Source organism: Micromonospora fiedleri, from assembly GCF_016774385.1.
GTDB classification, from domain to species: domain Bacteria; phylum Actinomycetota; class Actinomycetes; order Mycobacteriales; family Micromonosporaceae; genus Micromonospora; species Micromonospora gifhornensis.
The window spans coordinates 284,900-302,082 of sequence record NZ_JAETXL010000004.1 but is presented as its reverse complement, the minus strand read 5'-3'; the positions used below and the strand labels follow the sequence as shown (position 1 = coordinate 302,082).

The following is a 17,183-nucleotide window of genomic DNA, read 5'->3' as shown; positions in this document are numbered from 1 at the left end:
TACGGGATACTGCCCGCGGAGGACAGCGCGGTCCGGCGTGCCCAGTGGTATCAGGCGCCGTAAACCGGCACGCAAGGAGAACAGCGGCCGCACGGCCGACAGCGGCAAGTAAGGAGCGTTCGACATGCCCATCGCTTCCCCCGAGGCTTACGCCGAGATGCTGGACCGCGCCAAGGCGGGCCGGTACGCGTACCCGGCGATCAACGTGACGTCGTCGCAGACGCTCAACGCGGCGCTCAAGGGCTTCGCCGACGCGGAGAGCGACGGCATCATCCAGGTCTCCACCGGTGGCGCCGAGTACCTTTCCGGCCCTTCGATCAAGGACATGGTCACCGGCGCGGTGGCGTTCGCCGCGTACGCGCACGAGGTGGCCAAGAAGTACCCGGTCAACATCGCGCTGCACACCGACCACTGCCCGAAGGACAAGCTGGACAAGTTCGTCCGGCCGCTGATGGCCATCTCGCAGGAGCGGGTGAAGGCCGGCCAGGAGCCGCTGTTCCAGTCGCACATGTGGGACGGCTCGGCCGTGCCGGTGGCGGAGAACCTGGAGATCGCCGAGCAGCTGCTCGCCGAGGCCGCCAAGGGCAAGATCGTCCTGGAGATCGAGGTCGGCGTCGTCGGCGGTGAAGAGGACGGTGTCGAGAACGCCATCAACGACAAGCTCTACACCACCGTCGAGGATGGCCTGGCCATGGTCGAGGCGCTCGGCCTGGGCGAGAAGGGCCGCTACATGGCGGCGCTGACCTTCGGCAACGTGCACGGCGTCTACAAGCCGGGCAACGTCAAGCTGCGCCCCGAGGTGCTCAAGCACATCCAGGAGGCGGTCGGCGCCAAGTACGGCAAGGAGAAGCCGCTCAGCCTGGTCTTCCACGGTGGCTCCGGCTCGCTGCTGTCCGAGATCCGCGAGGCGCTCGACTACGGCGTGGTGAAGATGAACATCGACACCGACACCCAGTACACCTTCTCGCGCCCGGTGGCGGACCACATGTTCCGCAACTACGACGGCGTACTCAAGGTCGACGGCGAGGTCGGCAACAAGAAGATGTACGACCCGCGGGTGTGGGGCAAGGCCGCCGAGGCCGGCATGGCCGCCCGCGTGGCGGAGGCCTGCGAGCACCTGCGCTCGACCGGCACCACGATGACCAAGTGACGTACTAGACGTCCCGACGGCGGCGGTCAGGCTCCTTCCCGGAGCCTGACCGCCGTCGCTTTGTTAACAAGGGGCCCTTCCTCTACCGGAGGCGTTAACAAGGTGCCCTTCCTTACCGCAGCAGCAGGCGGACTGCCTCGTGGGCGTCGTCGGTGAGGTGCACGGTGTCGGAGAGGTCACCGAAGGGCGAGGTCGCCAGCAGCGGACGCAGCAGCGACTCCACCGGCAGTTCCTCGGTCCAGTAGGCACGGTCCAGGAACACGTAGGCACCGCTGGCCCCGTCGGTGCCGTAGTAGGTCTTGGTGGCCGCCTGGAACACCTCCTGCACCGTGCCGGCCCGGCCGGGCGCGAAGACGATCCCGCCCCGGGCCAGCCGCAGGATGGTGTCCTCCCGGATGGCGTTCGAGAAGTACTTGGCGATCCGGCCGGCGAACAGGTTCGCCGGTTCGTGGCCGTAGAGCCAGGTCGGCACCGCCAGCCCGCCGCAGTGGGCCCAGTCCAGGTCACCGGTGGCCAGCTCGGTCGAGTCGGCCTGGTACGCCGTCGCCGGCTCGGTGCCGTCCGGCGGTGGGGTGACCGAACGGCCGAACAGTTCCCGGACGCGAAGTGCCACCGCCGTGTAGCGGTCGTGGTCGCTGAAGTCGGGTGCGGTGGCGAGCAGATCGATGGCGGCGGTCAGATCCTCGGCCGGGCGGGTCGACAGGTACGCGCCCAGGTTGGCGGCCTCCATCACGCCCGGCCCGCCGCCGGTGACCACCAGCCGGTTCGCCCGCGCCAGCTCCCGGCCGAGCACGGCGGCCATCCGGTACGACCGGCTGCCCCGGCGTACCGCGTGCCCGCCCATCACGCCGACCACCGACTGTGGCCCGTGCGCGGTCAGCCAGGCACGGGTGGCATCGGCGAGGGCGTTGTCCACGCCGTGGTCGTGCAGCCGCTGGCCGAGCGCCTCCCGGACGTCGGGCAGCGCCCCGCCGTGGGCCCGGAAGTGCGCGTACACCCGGGCGTCGTACATCGCCTCGAACCCGCCCTCGGCGAAGCCGGCGGCCAGCTCCTCCGGGGTGTAGAGGTGCGGCGGCTGGGTCGGGTAGGGCAGCCCGGAGAACGGCGGCACCACGTTCGCGCCACGCCGGACCAGGTCGGCGCCGACCTGCCGGGAGGCGAAGCGGCAACCGACGAAGAGCGTCCCGGCCACCTCGACGGCGGTGAAGTCGGGGACCGGGTCGAGATCCAGCCGAAGTCCCTGAACGGTGAGGCCGACCAGGCTTCCGCTGGCCAGCCGCCGGTCGAACTCGGCCCGGGTCTGAATCTCGTTTGTCCAGGTGTGCGGCTCGATGACGTCCGCGGGGGGTGGAGTCGGCACCTGATCATCCTGCCCCGCCGGCTCAACCCGCGCCGACCTGCCCCGGCCCGACGTCGGCCTGCTCGCCGCTGGACGGGAGCGTCGGCGCCGTTGGGCGGGAGCCCGGCGGCCTGGCCGGGCTCCCGCAGATCCGGTTCCTGGGGAGGCTCCGGAGATTCAGTTGTAATGGATTTTTCCGATTGGCGGCATGGGCCGCAGGCGTGACGGACCTCTCGGCCGTTCAGCCAGCCGGCTTGCCGGACCCGCTCGCGTAGCGCCGGTCGATGCGGGTTGAATGGGACGATGCAGAACCTCCTACCTGAGCCACCCGCCACGCTCCTGCCCGCCGACGAGGAGGCCGACGCCGCCCTGGCCACGGCGGAGCAGGCCGGCAGCGACGAGGCGTACGCCGAGGCGGCGGCCCGGTTCCCGAGCCACAGCGCCGCCTGGGCCGTGCTGGCCACCCGGGCCTTCGCGCAGGATCAGGCCGTCGCGGCGTACGCGTACGCCCGCACCGGCTACCACCGTGGCCTGGACCAGCTGCGCCGCAACGGTTGGAAGGGGCACGGCCCGGTGCCCTGGTCGCACGAGCCGAACCGGGGCTTCCTGCGCTGCCTGTACGTGCTCTCCCGGGCCGCCGACGAGATCGGCGAGGCCGACGAGGCGGCCCGCTGCGCCCAGTTCCTCCGCGACTGCGACCCGGCCGCCGCCGACGCCCTCGCCAGCAACTGACCCCCGGGCCGCCTCTCACCGCAGCAACCCACCTGCCCTGAGCGCCGCGGTGACGCCGCCCACCAGCATGATCGCGCTCGATCCCGGATCGAGTGGTCTCCCCCGCGTTGGAAGCCACTCGATCCCGGATCGAGCGCGCCAGCTCCCCGCCCGCGCTCGCGCGGGGACTCGCTCGCGCGGGGACTTGCTCGGGCTACAGGCCCTCGGCGACGGCTGCGGCGATCTTGAGCCAGGCGTCGCGGGTGGCCGCTGAGAGGCCGGCGTAGCGGATGGGCTCGCCGGTGTCGATGAGCCGCTCGTAGGGTGCCAGCAGCACCGCCCGGGTACGCGCGGCGAAGTGTTCCTGGATCGCCGGCAGGTCGATCTCCTTGCGCGACGGCGGCATGGAGACGACCGTGACCGCCTGCCGGACCAGCCGTTGCCGTCCGCTCTGCTCCAGGTGGTCGAGCATCCGGGCGGCGGTCTCGGCCGAGTCGTTACGGGCCGACATGGTGACCACCAACTGGTCGGTGGCGTCCATCGCGGCCTGCCAGTTCTGTGCCCGGACGTTGTTACCGGTGTCCACGAAGATCAACTTGTAGAACCGGCTGACCACCTCGCGGATCTCACCGAAGGCCGCCGCGGTGAGCATCTCGCCCCCGGTCGCCGACTCGTCCGAGGCGAGTACGTCGAACATCCCCTCGCCCTGCGAGCGGACGTACTGCGACAGGTCGCCGACCCGGCCGTGCGCACCGTGGAACTGACCCAGATCGCGCAGCAGGTCCCGCACCGTACGGGAGTGGAAGTCCTGCTGGGCGCGCATGCCGAGGGTGCCCTGGGTCTCGTTGTTGTCCCAGGCCAGCACGTAACCGCCACGCTTCTGCCCGAAGGTCATGGCGAGCAGCAGGATGGCCACCGTCTTGCCGGCACCACCCTTGGGGTTGACCACGGTGACCTGGCGCAGCCCGCCGAAGTTGCGGCGCACCATCTCGATGTCGCGCTTGAGTTCGAGTTCGTGCCGGCCCGGCGGCAGCTTCACCAGGCCCGTCTTGTTGACCACTGCGCGTACGCCCATCGTCGCGACCGGGTCGGTGGGGCGCACCTGCCGCCGTCGCGCGAAGTCCTCTGCAGTGGGTGCGCCACCCGTCTCCTGCGTCCAGCCCTGATCCGCGTACCCGGTCCGGGGCGCGGGCTCCGTCGGCTGGTACGGCACCGGCGGTGACACCGCCGGCGGGCCCTGCTGCTGCCAGGGGGCCGGTTGCCAGGCCGGCTGCGGCGGGAAGGGCCCGGGTGGTGCCGCGTACGGCGGCGTGACCTGGGGTGCGCCCGGCCCGGGGTGAGGCGCGGCAGGTGCCCTGACGTCAGCCGGCGGCGGCACCGCGCCCGTGAAAGGCCCCGGCTGGAGTACGGACGCCTCGGGACCCGCCACGACACCCTGCTGAGGTACGGGAACGTGCGGTAGCGGCTCGCCGTGCGGTGCGGGAGGGTGCGGCACCGGATCGCCGTGCTGGGGTGTGGCCACACCGTGCTGTGGCACGGGGAAGCTTCCGCGCTGGGGCGGCGGGAAAGCCGCCTGATGCGGTCCGGGCTGCTGGGGCACCGCAGTGCCGGACACCGGCGGCGCGGACGGCACCGGCGGGAGTGGCTGAGCCGGCCCGGCCCAGGTGGGGCGGGGCACACCGACCGCAGCCTCGGCCGTGCCGCCGTTCTCCGGTGGGGTGGCGACACCGGACCGCTGTGGCGGCTGCGCCCACGGTGACTCCGTCGGTCGGGTCGTCGAGGTCGCGTCGCCGCTCTCCGCTGCCGCGGAGTCCGCCACGGCGTCGGGCGTGTCACCCCGCTCCGCCGGACCGTTGTCGCTCACCGCGCGTGGCCCACTGTCCCTGCTCGGCGCGAGGGCGGTCGGCGGATCGAGAGTGAACGGCAGGTCCAGGTTGACCTGGCCGGACTCCGGCGGCGGCCCGACCGGGGTCGCTCGTCCGGATGCGGTCGGCGGCGCCGAGAACGAGCCGCCGTTGCCCGGCCCCCATGCGCTGGCGGCCGGACCCGGATCCGGATCAGCGGAAACGGCCGGTTGCGGCGGGGTGGGCGGCGCCGGTGCCCAGCCGGTGGCGGGCGGCCCACCGCCGGTCAGCGACGGGTAGTCGGCGGGCGACGGCGGGACGGCCGGATATCCGCCCGGCGTCGCGGAGTGGGTGGCCGGCGGGTAGTCACCGGGTGACGTCGCCGGTCGGCCGCCGGGCGGTGGGGCGACAGGCGATGGAGCGGTAGGCGGGGCGGGCGGTGGGGCGTCCCACCCCGACGTGCCGAAGCCGTCGATCTGGTCGGGTGGCCAGAGTGGTTCGATGTCCCGTTCCGGCACCCCATGCTGGCCGGGCACGTGCACCCGGTCGGCGTTCTCGTCCACCACGGTTCCTCCCCAGTCCTCCAGCCGAGGATAGGCCCACCGGACGATCTCGGCCGCCGGTGCGGGACGCGGTCAGGGCGTCCAGACCGCCCAGGCGCCCGGCTCGGTCCACCAGGACCGCTTACGGGTCAACTCGCCCTGCACACCGTCGTCGAGGTAGGGCAGCGCGGCCTCGTCGCGAGGCAGCACCGAGGCGGCCCGACCCCGTGCCCGGCGCACCTCCAGGCGTACCCGCCGACGGCCCAGCCGCGACCGGGTGACCACCGGTACGGCCACCGCCACCTCGACCAGCCCGTCGCTCGGGTCCGGGTCGGCGAGCAGGGTGACGTCGTCGAGCCGGGCGTAACCGCCCGCGTTGCCGATCACGCAGGCCAGCAGGGGATCGTCGCCGTCGGAGAGCACGGCGTCGTCCACCTCGACCCGGCCGCGCCAGTGCAGCGGTCGGCCGTCCTCGCTCGCGGCGCCGAGCAGGGCGCCGTCCAGCGTGACCGAACCACCGTCGTTGCGCAGCAGGTCGAGCCGTCGGGGCGTACCGTCGAGCACCGCGGCGGCCACCGCGGCCGGATCGCGGGGCAGGCCGAGCTGCGCGGCCAGGTCGCGGTGCGTGGTGCTGCGGGCCGGGTCCAGCGGCAGTACGCCGATCGGCGGCAGGTCCGGCACGGTCCGGTTGCCGGCCAGGTCCGCCGGGCGACGGCTGGGCGGTGGGGCGTACCGCCGGACCAGCCGGCGCAGCACGGCGCGCAACTGTGCGTCACCGGCGACAGCGACCACCAGGCGGATCTTGGAATCCGGGTCGGGCCAGGTGAGGCCGTCGGGCCGGGCCGGGCCGTCCAGCCGGGCCAGCACGTCGTCGATCTCCGCGTCCGAGCGGGCGGTCACCGCCTCCACCCGGGCGCCTCGGGCGGTCAACGCGTCCGCACAGGCCAACACCGGTACGCGGGGCGTCTCGCAGCGGTCGTCGCGGTCCTTGGTCGCTGCCACGTCGCCGCCACAGCAGGCTTCGCCGCTGCCGCACCCGGCCCCGGAAGCGTCCCGCTCCGAGCCCAGAGTGAGCAGCACCACGTCGTACACGGGTAGCTCCTCCTGCTTTGTCTGCGCGACCCCTGCCGGTCGAGCCGTCACTACTTGTTAACCTGACACCCCGGGCTCGCTGACCGGTCGCCATCTGGCACCCGAGCCTTCTGGAGGCGAGAAGATGCCAGCGATCGTGCTCATCGGCGCTCAGTGGGGCGACGAGGGCAAGGGCAAGGTTACCGACCAGCTGGGTGAGCGGGTCGACTACGTCGTCCGCTACTCGGGCGGCAACAACGCAGGCCACACGGTGATCACGCCGGACGGCCAGAAGTACGCCCTGCACCTCATGCCCTCCGGGGCGCTGTCCCCGAACGCCGTGATCGTCATCGGCAACGGTGTGGTGGTCGACCCGAAGGTGCTGCTCAGCGAGATCGACGGCCTCGCCGAACGGGGCGTCGACGTCTCCCGGCTGCGGATCTCCGGCGACGCGCACCTGATCATGCCGCACCACCGGGCGCTGGACCGGGTGGTGGAGCGCTACCTGGGCAGCTCCCGCATCGGCACCACCGGCCGGGGCATCGGCCCGGCGTACGGCGACAAGGTCGCCCGGATGGGCATCCGGGTGCAGGACCTGCTCGACCCGGGCATCCTGCGCAAGAAGCTGGAACTCGCGCTGCGCGAGAAGAACCAGGTGATGTTCAAGGTCTACAACCGCAAGGCAATCGACCTCGACGCCACCATCGAGGAGTACCTGGAGTACGCGGAGCGGCTGCGGCCGTACATCGCGGAGACCCGCTCGATGCTCTGGGACGCGCTGGACCGCGGCGACACCGTCCTGCTGGAGGGTGCCCAGGCCACCATGCTCGACATGGACCACGGCACCTACCCCTTCGTCACCTCGTCGAACCCGACGGCCGGCGGGGCGTGCGTGGGCGCGGGCATCCCGCCGACCGCCATCACGAAGGTGATCGCGGTGAGCAAGGCGTACACCACCCGCGTCGGCTCCGGTCCGTTCCCGACCGAGCTGTTCGACGACAACGGCGCCCACCTGCGCAAGGTCGGCCACGAGTACGGCACCACCACCGGCCGGGAGCGTCGCTGCGGCTGGTTCGACGCCGTGGTCGCCCGCTACGCCTGCCGCCTCAACGGCGTCACCGACCTGGTGATCACCAAGCTGGACGTGCTGACCGGCCTGGCCACGGTCCCGATCTGCGTCGGCTACGAGATCAACGGCAAGCGTGTCGACGACATGCCGATGACCCAGACCGACTTCCACCACGCCACCCCGATCTACGAAGAGCACGACGGCTGGTGGGAAGACATCACCAAGGCGCGAACCGAGGAAGACCTCCCCGACAACGCGAGGCGCTACATCGCCCGCATCGAGGAACTCTGCAACACCAAGGTCTCAGTGGTAGGCGTAGGCCCCGGCCGCGAAGAAAACGTAACCCGCCACCCCCTCCTCCCTTAGCCCCCTCTCCCCTTTCTGTGTTGATCAAGAGGTTTGTGTCTGACCAGCGGCGATTTCAGACGCAAACCTCTTGATCAACTCCGCCTCCGGGTGCCGCCTTGGGGTGTTATCCACAGGGTTTCTGGGGTTATCCACAGGGGCGGCGGGGTGGGGTGGGGGTACGGCAGGTTGGGTGGGTGGGCGAATTCGAGCGGTTGTGCCAGCTGAGTGCTGGGCGGGACGGGGTGGTGACGGCGGCGCAGGCGCTGTCGGTCGGGTACACCAGGGATCAGGTTCGGCATTTCGTCCGATCGGGGCGCTGGACCAGGGTGGCCCGGGGGCGCTTCGTGCCGAATGCCGAGCGGGATGTGCTCGGGCTGCGGCGGGGCAGGATCCGTGCGGCCGTGGACAGCCTGGGGCCCGGGGCGGTCGCGGTCCTGGACACCGCTGCCGAGCTGCACACCATCGCCGGTCTGCGGGCCACCTCCCAGATCCACGTCTCCGTGCCGGTGGACCGACCGCGCCCGCAGCGCGCCAGGGACCCCGATCTGGTGGTGCACCAGCTCACCCTCGATCCAGCCGAGGTCGACACGGTCGCCGGGATTCCGGTCACGACCGCGATCCGTACCGTCGCGGATGTCATTCTTCGGGTCCCTCGCTACCCGGCGGTCTGCCTTCTCGACTCCGCCCTCAACCGGCAGCTGTTGACCGATGATGATCTAGCGATGATCCCCGCCCTGATCAGGGGGCGGCGGGGCGCGGTCGCGGCGCGGACCTGGCTGGCCCAGGCGGACGGCCGGGCGCAGTCACCGCTGGAGACACGGTCCCGGCTGCGGTGTGTCGACGGCGGTGTCCCGCCGGAGGAACTGCAACTGGAGGTACGCGACCAGGACGGCTACCTCCTCGGCGTGGGTGATCTCGGCTGGCGTACCGCCCGGCTGATCGCCGAGGCCGACGGCCGCGACCCACACCGCACCCCCCAAGCCCTCTACGAGGACCGCCTCAGGCAAAACCGCCTCGTCAACGCCGGCTGGCGCATCCTCCGCTTCACCTGGGCCGACACCCTCCGCCCCGACTACATCCCCCAAGCCGTCCGCCAAGCCCTCCGCAATCCGCGGAGTTGATCAAGAGGTTTTGGTCTCGGGGAGCCGGATCTGAGACGCACACTTCTTGATCAACAGGGGTGGGGGTGGGGGTGGGTAGGATGCCGGGTCGTGCGGGTTTTGTTGTTGGGTGGCGGGGGGCGGGAGCATGCGCTCGCGCTGCGGCTTGCCGAGGATGCGTCCGTTTCCGAGTTGATCTGCGCGCCGGGTAACCCGGGGATCGCGGGGGTCGCCCAGCAGCGGTCGGTGGACATCGTCGATCCGGGTGCCGTCGCGGCGCTCGCCGTCGAGGTGGCGGCGGACCTGGTGGTGATCGGGCCGGAAGCGCCGCTGGTCGCCGGGGTCGCCGACGCGGTACGCGCCAAGGGCATCCCGGTCTTCGGGCCGAGCGCCGAGGCGGCCCGGCTGGAGGGGTCGAAGACGTTCGCCAAGGACGTGATGACCGCCGCCGGTGTGCCCACCGCTCGGGCGTACACCTGCACCGAGGCCGAGGGCGTCGGTAAGGCGCTCGACGAGTTCGGCCCGCCGTACGTGGTGAAGAACGACGGGCTCGCGGCCGGCAAGGGCGTCGTGGTCACCGACGACCGGGCGGCGGCGCTGGAGCACGCACAGGAGTGCGGCCGGGTGGTGATCGAGGAGTACCTCGACGGCCCCGAGGTGTCGCTGTTCGTGGTGACCGACGGCGAGGCGGCGGTGCCGCTGCTGCCGGCGCAGGACTTCAAGCGGGTCGGCGACGGCGACACCGGCCCGAACACCGGCGGCATGGGAGCGTACGCTCCGCTGCCCTGGGCCCCGGCCGGTCTGGTCGACGAGGTCATGCGCGACGTGGTGTACCCGACGCTGACCGAGATGCGTCGCCGGGGCACCCCGTTCTCCGGTCTGCTCTACGTCGGGTTGGCGATCACCGCCAAGGGTCCTCGGGTGATCGAGTTCAACGCCCGCTTCGGTGACCCGGAGACCCAGGTGGTGCTGGCTCTGCTGGAGACTCCGCTGGCCGGGCTGCTGCACGCCGCCGCCACCGGCACGCTGGCCGACCACCCGCCGCTGCGCTGGCGCGCCGGTGCCGCCGTGACCGTCGTGGTCGCGGCCAAGGGCTACCCGGCCACGCCGCGTACCGGTGACGTGATCACCGGGGCGGACCGTCCGGGGATCATCCACGCCGGCACCCGCCGGGCCGACGACGGCGCGTTGCTCTCCGCCGGCGGCCGGGTCCTCTGCGGTACGGCCACCGGCGCGGACCTGGCCGCCGCGCGCGATGCCGCCTACCAGTTGGTACGCGAGGTGACGCTGGAGGGCTCACACCACCGCTCCGACATCGCCGCTGTCGCGATCGACGGGGGAGTCGTCGTCCCCCGCTGACCGCCGCACACACCGGTTCGCCGAGTCGGTGCAGGCGGCGGCACCGTCGCTGCACACCGCCGGTTCACTTCAGGACCGTCGGTGGCGCCCCGACACCCTCCATGCCCACCTGGACCTGTGGATCTGGTGCTGGCCGGACTGAGGAGGCACGGTGAGTGGGTTGTCGACGCTGGTGACCGTGGTGGCTCTGGGCGGTGCGTTGCTGCTGTTCGTGGCCGGTGTCGGCCATGCCGCCCGCCCGCAGCGGGTCCGGGCGCTGCTGGCCCGGCAGGCGCTGCTGCCGTCCGTCGTCCGGATCTGGACCGGTCGGCTGCTGGGTGCCACCGAGGTCGGTGTCGCCGTCGTGGTCCTTGGTGTCGTGCTGCTCGTACCGCAATTGTCGACGGTCGGATACGCCCTGCTCGCGGTCACCTACGCCGTCCTGGCGGGCTACGCCGAGGTGCTTCGACGGCGTCGCCCCGGTACACCCTGCGGCTGCCTGGCGGGTGGCCGATCCACCGGACTCCCGGTGGTGATCCGCGCACTGATCTTCGCCGCAGCCGCCACCGCAGCCGCCGCCGTGGTCGGGTCGGTGGGCACGGCGGCAGAAGGCGGTGCGGTGATCCGACCGGGACTCGAATTGTGGTTGGCCGCCGCCGTGACGGCGGCAGCCGGGTGGCTGGTGCCGGAGCTGGTCAGCGGCGGAGCCGTCGCCGACAGGTCGGGAACACCCCCGCCCCGTCCTGGCTCAACGGCGGGGACCGGGATCGACTGAGGGGCGGTCAGGGACGCGCGGTGCCCTCGTAGAGATCCAGATAGAGCCGGTTGAGCTCGTCGGTTCTGCCCTGCAGGACCTTCGGGCTGACGATGTCGTGGCCGATGCCGGAGTCGCGCGGCAACTCGTACGTCGACAGCGTGATGCCGTTGCGATCGGCGATCGCCCGGGGGATGCCGATCGCCTCCTGATGGTCGATGAGGTCGTCGTTGGCGGAGGTGACCACGGCTATCTCGCGCAGGTTGGGGTTCTTCGGGTCGGCGTTGAAGTTCCGGACGAGTCGGAGGTACTGCGACAACGCCGCGTACGAGAAGCCGTTGGAGTTGGTCCGGTCGGGCAGGATGCCGAACCCGTAGAGCACGATGAGGGGTTTGATCGCGAAGCCGGGCGCCTGTGCGGCGTTGGGCTTGTAGAAGGGTGACAGCACGAGCGTCCGGCTCACCACGTCGGGACGGTGCCCGGTCAACCAGGTGGCGAGCATCCCACCACCGGAGAGGCCCACGACCCCGACCTCGTCGCCCAGTCCGGCGGTCAGGTTCAAGGCGGCGTTCGCATACTCGGTCAACTCGTCGGCCCGCACCGTCGCGTGCGCCGTCCGGTCGTGCAGGCCGTGTCGTGGGGCGCGGGGTACCCACACGTTGTAGCCCTGTTCGAAGTAGAGCTTGGCCAGATCGCTGAACGGTTCGGGGCAGCCGGTGTAGCCGTGCAACAGCAACACGGCCTTCGCGCTTCTGGTGTCGTGGGTCAGCAGTTGGCTGCGGCAGCCCGGGTCCACCTCGGTGTCGGCTGTCTCTGCCGCGATGATCTGCGTCGCCCGCTGCCTCGCCGACTCGAAATCGAGGACTTCGGCCTCGGCGCGCTGTAGTTCGGCACTCCGCAGCGGCCATCCGTAGACCGTCGCCGCAGCCGCCACGGTCAGGGCGACGACCACCGCGAGCACGAGCGCGATCCGGGCGAGCGGACGACGAGATCGTACGAAGCGCAATGCCTGACCTGGACGCAACGCTGGTGTCCCTTCGGTGGGAGTGCTCGTCGGCATCCGGCCGACGACCAGGCATGCCCCTGCAACGGTCGACGTCAACGGGCGGATGATCGTTCGATCACCGCGTTGTGGTTTCGCTCTCACCCGCGAAAAACGGCGAAGCGCCAGGAACATTGAAAGATCAGGTCGAGTCGACCTCGTCGGCGGTTATCCACCGAATTTCAGCGGCTCGCATTGGCGATATGGATGCTCGGGGGCGGATAGCCCGAAGCAGCATCCGAGTTCACGGCGCGTACGGGTGATGCCGACCCGCCACACAGGACACCCGTCGGCCAGCGCTGTTGCTACGGTCTGCCACCAGGGAGGGAGATCAAGTGCCCGGTCAGAGTCTTGAGTTGGTGGCGCCCAGCGCCGCGGTGGTGAATGTCGAGCTGGCCGAACTTCCTCGGGTCACAAGCGTCGCGGCCCACGTTCGTTTCGCCAGTGGTGCCTACGGGCGCGGATTCCAGATCGGACCTCGCGGCTATCACGATTTCGCCTGCACCTACATGGTCGCCGCGAATCCGGTCGACCGCCTCCTCGTCCACGGTCGCGAGGTCGTCGTGTCGGAGTCGCTGGACAAGCACACCTCGGTCGCCACGCTGATCGGTGACTACCACGAGCTGATGACGGTGTTCGGTGGGCCGGCACCGCGCCGCGAGAGGCTTGTCGAACTCTTCGCCACGTTGGAGATCGCCGACCAGGTGCGTGGAATGGTGGTAAGACCCAGGCGGGAGACGCTGCTCGGCACGATGAGCGAGCACATCGCGCTCTTCGCCGAAGGGCTTGGTTCGGTGTCGATCCCGGGGCCCGCCCACGCCGCCGGTCTTCAGCCGCGCCATCAGGGCGCCCGGACGATGTTCGGTGAGGTGTGGCGGTCGCCGCTGCCCGGCGTCACGTCGGCCGCCCAGCTGACCGACTACACGTACATCCTCGGTTTTCCGTCCGCGATGGCGGAGGTGGTCTTCGCCGACGCCGACGACGCGGTGTCGGATGCCGACAAGCTCGCCTGGCTGGAGCAGATCAACATTTCCTGGACGGTCGGCTGATGTCGCCGTCGGTGGCGCTGACCATCCTGAACTGGATCGTCATCCTCATCCTGTTCCTGGCGGTCGGGGCGCTCCTGCGGGAGGTCCGGATGCTCCGCGCGTTGGTGGTCCGCGAGGTCAGCTACTCGTCCGCCGGGCCCGATCTGGTGCTGGGGGCCACGGTGACGGACGGCGCGGATCGCGTCGTGCTCGCCTCGGACACCGGCTGCCCGTTGTGCGGTGCCGTGACGGCGCGACTGGCCGAACTGGCCGGCGCTGCGGGAGTCCGCCCGGTCCTGCTCACCTACGAGGACGTCGAGCAGTGGCCGGAGGCCGTCCGGCAGGAGTTCGACGTCGTGTCGGACCGGGACGAGTGGCAGAAGATCGCCCATCTGAGCCCGCCGGTGCTGATGGCCGTCCGGGCCGACGGCCGGGTGGTCGATCTCGCGTTGCCGGTCGACGTCGGGTCGGCCGAGCGGCAGTTCGACCTGGTGCGGAAGAAGATCGTGCACCGCGAGGGGAGTGCGTCATGACGTTGACGTTCGAGCAGATTCCCGACCTGTCCGTCGCTGCGTCCGACGCGCCGCGAAGCAGGGCGCTGACCAGACTGCGGGTGAAGCCGCAGCGTCGGACGGTCCTGCGCGGAATCGCGTTCAGCGCGCTCGCGGTGGGTGGTTTCGTGGCGTCCGCCACCTCCCGCTTCTCGTCGCCGGCCCACGCCGAGACCGGGCCCGGCGGCCTGACCGGCTGGGACCGCAACGACTGCAAGGACGCCTTCCCGAACGGCTACACGCCACAGAAGGACAACGTGGGTTCGCACACCGCCAGGGCGGCTGCCTGCTTCGGCGGAGCGTACCGGGGCAGCACCTACTGCGCCTCGGGATGGCATCGCTCCGGCACGGTGCGGGACGAGCCGGTCACCTACACCTACAAGCCGGTCTCGAACTCCTGCGGCGCGACGACGAAGAAGAACGCGTGGCGGTGGACCACTCCCGACGGTGTCTGGTGGCGCTGTTCGGACGGCAACACCACGGTCTCGGCCGGCGGCACGACGAACACCTACTTCACCATCTGCCGGTACTGACCATGGCCGGGTCCCGAAGTGCCGTGCTGCGGCGGCGGTTCTGGCATCCGTACACCGGTATGGGTTGGGTGGTCGGCCTGACCGTGATCGTGGCGGCAGCCGGCCTTCGGTACGACGGATGGTGGCCCACGGTCGGGCTCGTGGCGGGCCTGGCTCTGACGGCCGGCTTCGCCACCAGCGGCTCCACTTGAAGCAGGAACTCAGCCGCCGTGCTGAGCTCGCCGGTCTGGCGAGGTCTCCCTGCTCTCTACTTCTGCCTCGGGCTCGTCGCCGGCGGCCTCGTCAGCGCAGCGGCCCTGCTGCTGGTCGGCTCCGTGTTGCGAGCCCCGCTTCCGCCGCCGGTGCGGATCGGGATCGTGCTGGTCGCCGCCCTGGTGGTGACCCTGCGTGAACTCGGCGTGCTGCGCTTCCCGCTGCCGGAGAACAAGCGTCTGGTGCCGGAGAGCGTCTTCCGGCTGGGCCGGTTCGCGGGGCCCTTCCAGTTCGGTCTGGAGATGGGCACCGGGGTGCGGACGTACCTGCCCAGCGGGCTGGCGTACCTGACCGCGGTGGTGCTGTTGCTCTTCGCCACGCCGCTGACGGCCGTCGCCGCCGGTGTCGGATTCGGTCTGGGCCGGTCGCTGATGACCACGTCGGCCCTGCACTTCGACGACTCCGGCGGCTGGAACCTGGAGTGGGGCCACCGGTCGACGGCTGTCACCAGGGTGCTCCTGGTCGGCTACCTGGCCGCGTTGGCGGTGCTGGTCTCGTCACTGCTGCCGGCGTGAGCATTTCCGGTCGGTCGACCGGATCGCCTGCAACAGATCGCCGTGCCCGCGGCGTACTAGTGGCGAGGGGAGGTGGGATGGAAGCCGACGAGTTCGAGATGTTCGTGCGCCAGTCCACACCGGCGTTGCGGCGGTATGCGCGTGCGGTCGCTGCTGATTTTGATCAGGCGGAGGATCTTCTCCAGGAGACCTACGTGCGGATGGCCGGTGCGTGGCACCGCCTGCTGACCGAGGGCAACCCGATCGGGTACGCGAAGACCGTGATGGTCCGACTGCACATCAGCTGGATGCGCACGCTCGTCCGCCGAGCCCGGATCGTCGCACCCGTACGCCCGTTGGTCGCCGATGGCGGCCTCGGCCGCGTCGACGACCACGACCAACTCCGCCGGATGTTGGCCGGCCTCCCTCCCCTGCAGCGGGTGGTGCTGGTGTTGTCCTATCTGGACGACATGACCGACGAGGCGATCGCCGAAGCCATCGGACGACGCCCGGCCACGGTCCGTTCGCTGCGTCATCGGGCCCTCGGCGCGATCCGCGCCGGGCTGCCCACCCACGCCGGTGCCGATCGGAAGGTAGCGGGATGAGCGACGTGCAGCAGGCCCTTCTTGAGGTCTGGAACTCCGACCCCGACCACTATCCGGCCGCCCCGGATCCGCTGCCGGGCGTGCGTGCCCGACTGCGTCGGCGTCGCCGTGCGCAGACCGCCGGTGTCGGGCTGGCCCTGTCCGCCGTGGTCGGCATCGGGGCGGTCGGCGTCATGGTCGCCGAGCGCAGCGCGGTGCCGCCGACCGGCCCGACCTCCGCCAGCCCGGCCGATTCCGCCGGCCCGGTCGCCCCCGATCTGCGGGGACTGCCGCCCTATCTGGGGTCGGTCGACGCCACCGAGGCGGTGCTCAAGTCGCAACAACCGCAGCTGGTGCCGACCGGAACCCGGGCGGCGTACGAGGGCAGCGGCCCGGTGACCCGGGTCATCGCGGTGTTCGACTTCACCGCACCGACCGGCCTGCCCGGAACGCCACGCGAGGTCACCGTGCCGAGCGGCGCCCAGGTGCTGACGACGGACGACCCGGTGACGTCGACGGCGTACCTGACGGCGTGGCGGACGGATGGCAGCTCCCTGTTCCTGGCCGTGACCGCGGACCAGGCCGAGGTACGGTCTGCGACGATCGATGCACTGATCGAAGCCAATCTCGGCTGATCTGCCCGATCCGGCCGGTGGCAATGGGTCGATCGGCCGCAGTGAGCATTGACATACCGTGTCACGATCATCGTGGTCGGGACCTCGCCGACCACGGGGAGGAGGACGCGGTGACCGGTTTTCTCGGCGCGGCACTCAGCTTTCCCACCGTGCTGTTCAGCTTCCTGCTGGTGGTGGTCGTCGGCTACTGGCTGCTGGTGTTGACCGGTGTGCTGGATCTGGGTGACGACCTGGACGTCGACGGTGGGGCCGGCACGTTCCTCGCCGGCCTCGGCCTCGGCGGCGTGCCCAGCGCCATCATCTTCTCCCTGCTCGTCGCCGTCGCCTGGTTCGTCAGCCTGGCCGGCACCGCGCTCCTCGACGGTCTGGGCTTCGGTTCCGGCACCCGGGTGCTTGTCTCGATCGGCGTCCTGCTGGCTGCCGCGTTCTGCGCGTGGCTGGTGACCCGGTTGGTGGCCATACCGCTGGGGCGGCTCTTCCCGGCCGAATCGGACGCCACGAGGCATGCCTTCGTCGGGCGCCTGTGTGTCGTGCGGACCGGCACGGTCACCGCCGACTTCGGTCAGGCCGAGGTGACCGCGCCCGACGGTTCGTCGGCGGTGGTGCAGGTCCGGCAGCCGGGCGAGGAGAAGATGCCCGCCGGCAGTTCCGCCCTGATCTACGACTACGACACCGAGGGCGAGTTCTTCTGGGTGATGCCCGCCGGGCCCGCCTTCGATCCGCTGAGACATTCCGCCACGTAGCCCGCCCGGTGAAACCGCGCCGCCCGCGGATCACCCCGACTTGCCCTGGGGCAGC

The 17,183-nt window shown here is 71.0% G+C and carries 18 protein-coding genes; 14 read left to right on the top strand and 4 right to left on the bottom strand.

Annotated elements, in window-relative coordinates:
• Window positions 1-124 precede the first annotated feature (124 nt).
• Entirely contained in the window at window positions 125-1,150 is a 1,026-nt protein-coding gene (gene fbaA, locus JMF97_RS12360) for a class II fructose-bisphosphate aldolase (protein WP_203221708.1), read from the top strand.
• 112 nt (window positions 1,151-1,262) lie between these two features.
• Here the strand turns inward: fbaA and JMF97_RS12355 are convergent, their stop codons facing one another.
• Complete coding sequence (locus JMF97_RS12355; RefSeq protein ID WP_203221707.1) at window positions 1,263-2,510, bottom strand: LOG family protein; 1,248 nt, start codon at window positions 2,508-2,510, stop codon at window positions 1,263-1,265.
• A gap of 282 nt (window positions 2,511-2,792) precedes the next feature.
• Here JMF97_RS12355 and JMF97_RS12350 point away from each other — a divergent pair, with 282 nt between their 5' ends.
• The gene (locus JMF97_RS12350; protein WP_203221706.1) at window positions 2,793-3,221 is read left to right on the top strand and encodes a DUF3151 domain-containing protein; all 429 of its coding nucleotides are present in this window, start codon (window positions 2,793-2,795) and stop codon (window positions 3,219-3,221) included.
• Between the two features lie 193 nt (window positions 3,222-3,414).
• Here the strand turns inward: JMF97_RS12350 and JMF97_RS12345 are convergent, their stop codons facing one another.
• Both JMF97_RS12345 and JMF97_RS12340 read right to left on the bottom strand, forming a co-directional pair.
• The gene (locus JMF97_RS12345) at window positions 3,415-5,610 is read right to left on the bottom strand and encodes a MinD/ParA family ATP-binding protein (RefSeq protein ID WP_203221705.1); all 2,196 of its coding nucleotides are present in this window, start codon (window positions 5,608-5,610) and stop codon (window positions 3,415-3,417) included.
• A gap of 69 nt (window positions 5,611-5,679) precedes the next feature.
• Window positions 5,680-6,678 (bottom strand): diacylglycerol kinase family protein, encoded by a 999-nt coding sequence (locus JMF97_RS12340; protein WP_013730838.1) that lies wholly within the window; start codon window positions 6,676-6,678, stop codon window positions 5,680-5,682.
• Between the two features lie 124 nt (window positions 6,679-6,802).
• Between JMF97_RS12340 and JMF97_RS12335 the strand changes: the two genes are divergently transcribed.
• The 4 genes from JMF97_RS12335 to JMF97_RS12320 all read left to right on the top strand — a co-directional run bounded on the left by JMF97_RS12335 (window position 6,803) and on the right by JMF97_RS12320 (window position 11,287).
• Entirely contained in the window at window positions 6,803-8,092 is a 1,290-nt protein-coding gene (locus JMF97_RS12335; RefSeq protein ID WP_203221704.1) for an adenylosuccinate synthase, read from the top strand.
• Between the two features lie 176 nt (window positions 8,093-8,268).
• Window positions 8,269-9,195: a type IV toxin-antitoxin system AbiEi family antitoxin domain-containing protein gene (locus tag JMF97_RS12330; protein WP_203221703.1), complete on the top strand. Its 927-nt coding sequence runs from the start codon at window positions 8,269-8,271 to the stop codon at window positions 9,193-9,195.
• A gap of 90 nt (window positions 9,196-9,285) precedes the next feature.
• Complete coding sequence (purD, locus tag JMF97_RS12325; protein WP_203221702.1) at window positions 9,286-10,533, top strand: phosphoribosylamine--glycine ligase; 1,248 nt, start codon at window positions 9,286-9,288, stop codon at window positions 10,531-10,533.
• A gap of 151 nt (window positions 10,534-10,684) precedes the next feature.
• Window positions 10,685-11,287, top strand: coding sequence for a MauE/DoxX family redox-associated membrane protein (locus JMF97_RS12320; protein WP_203221701.1), 603 nt, complete (start codon window positions 10,685-10,687; stop codon window positions 11,285-11,287).
• Between the two features lie 7 nt (window positions 11,288-11,294).
• On the opposite strand, the gene JMF97_RS12315 is transcribed toward JMF97_RS12320, so the two are convergent.
• On the bottom strand, window positions 11,295-12,272 hold the full coding sequence (locus JMF97_RS12315; protein WP_203221700.1) for an alpha/beta fold hydrolase: 978 nt from the start codon (window positions 12,270-12,272) through the stop codon (window positions 11,295-11,297).
• Between the two features lie 371 nt (window positions 12,273-12,643).
• On the opposite strand from JMF97_RS12315, the gene JMF97_RS12310 reads away from it, so the two are divergent.
• The 8 genes from JMF97_RS12310 (at window position 12,644) to JMF97_RS12275 (ending at window position 17,128) form a co-directional block, all read left to right on the top strand.
• Window positions 12,644-13,357 carry a hypothetical protein gene (locus tag JMF97_RS12310; protein WP_307816885.1) on the top strand — a complete coding sequence of 238 codons (714 nt, stop codon included), beginning with the start codon at window positions 12,644-12,646 and terminating at the stop codon, window positions 13,355-13,357.
• Window positions 13,357-13,869: a hypothetical protein gene (locus JMF97_RS12305; RefSeq protein WP_203221699.1), complete on the top strand. Its 513-nt coding sequence runs from the start codon at window positions 13,357-13,359 to the stop codon at window positions 13,867-13,869. Before JMF97_RS12310 ends, JMF97_RS12305 begins: the two co-directional genes overlap by 1 nt.
• Window positions 13,866-14,420, top strand: a complete 555-nt coding sequence (locus JMF97_RS12300; protein WP_203221698.1) for a hypothetical protein — start codon at window positions 13,866-13,868, stop codon at window positions 14,418-14,420. The genes JMF97_RS12305 and JMF97_RS12300 overlap by 4 nt, the downstream gene beginning before the upstream one ends.
• 2 nt (window positions 14,421-14,422) lie before the next feature.
• Complete coding sequence (locus tag JMF97_RS12295; protein WP_203221697.1) at window positions 14,423-14,611, top strand: hypothetical protein; 189 nt, start codon at window positions 14,423-14,425, stop codon at window positions 14,609-14,611.
• Window positions 14,612-14,629: 18 nt separating this feature from the next.
• Window positions 14,630-15,187 (top strand): hypothetical protein, encoded by a 558-nt coding sequence (locus JMF97_RS12290; RefSeq protein ID WP_203221696.1) that lies wholly within the window; start codon window positions 14,630-14,632, stop codon window positions 15,185-15,187.
• Between the two features lie 77 nt (window positions 15,188-15,264).
• On the top strand, window positions 15,265-15,771 hold the full coding sequence (locus JMF97_RS12285) for a SigE family RNA polymerase sigma factor (RefSeq protein ID WP_203221695.1): 507 nt from the start codon (window positions 15,265-15,267) through the stop codon (window positions 15,769-15,771).
• A complete protein-coding gene (locus JMF97_RS12280; protein WP_203221694.1) occupies window positions 15,768-16,385 on the top strand; it encodes a hypothetical protein in 618 nt (205 codons plus the stop codon). The genes JMF97_RS12285 and JMF97_RS12280 overlap by 4 nt, the downstream gene beginning before the upstream one ends.
• A 110-nt stretch (window positions 16,386-16,495) precedes the next feature.
• A complete protein-coding gene (locus JMF97_RS12275; RefSeq protein WP_013730849.1) occupies window positions 16,496-17,128 on the top strand; it encodes a DUF1449 family protein in 633 nt (210 codons plus the stop codon).
• Window positions 17,129-17,183: the final 55 nt, after the last annotated feature.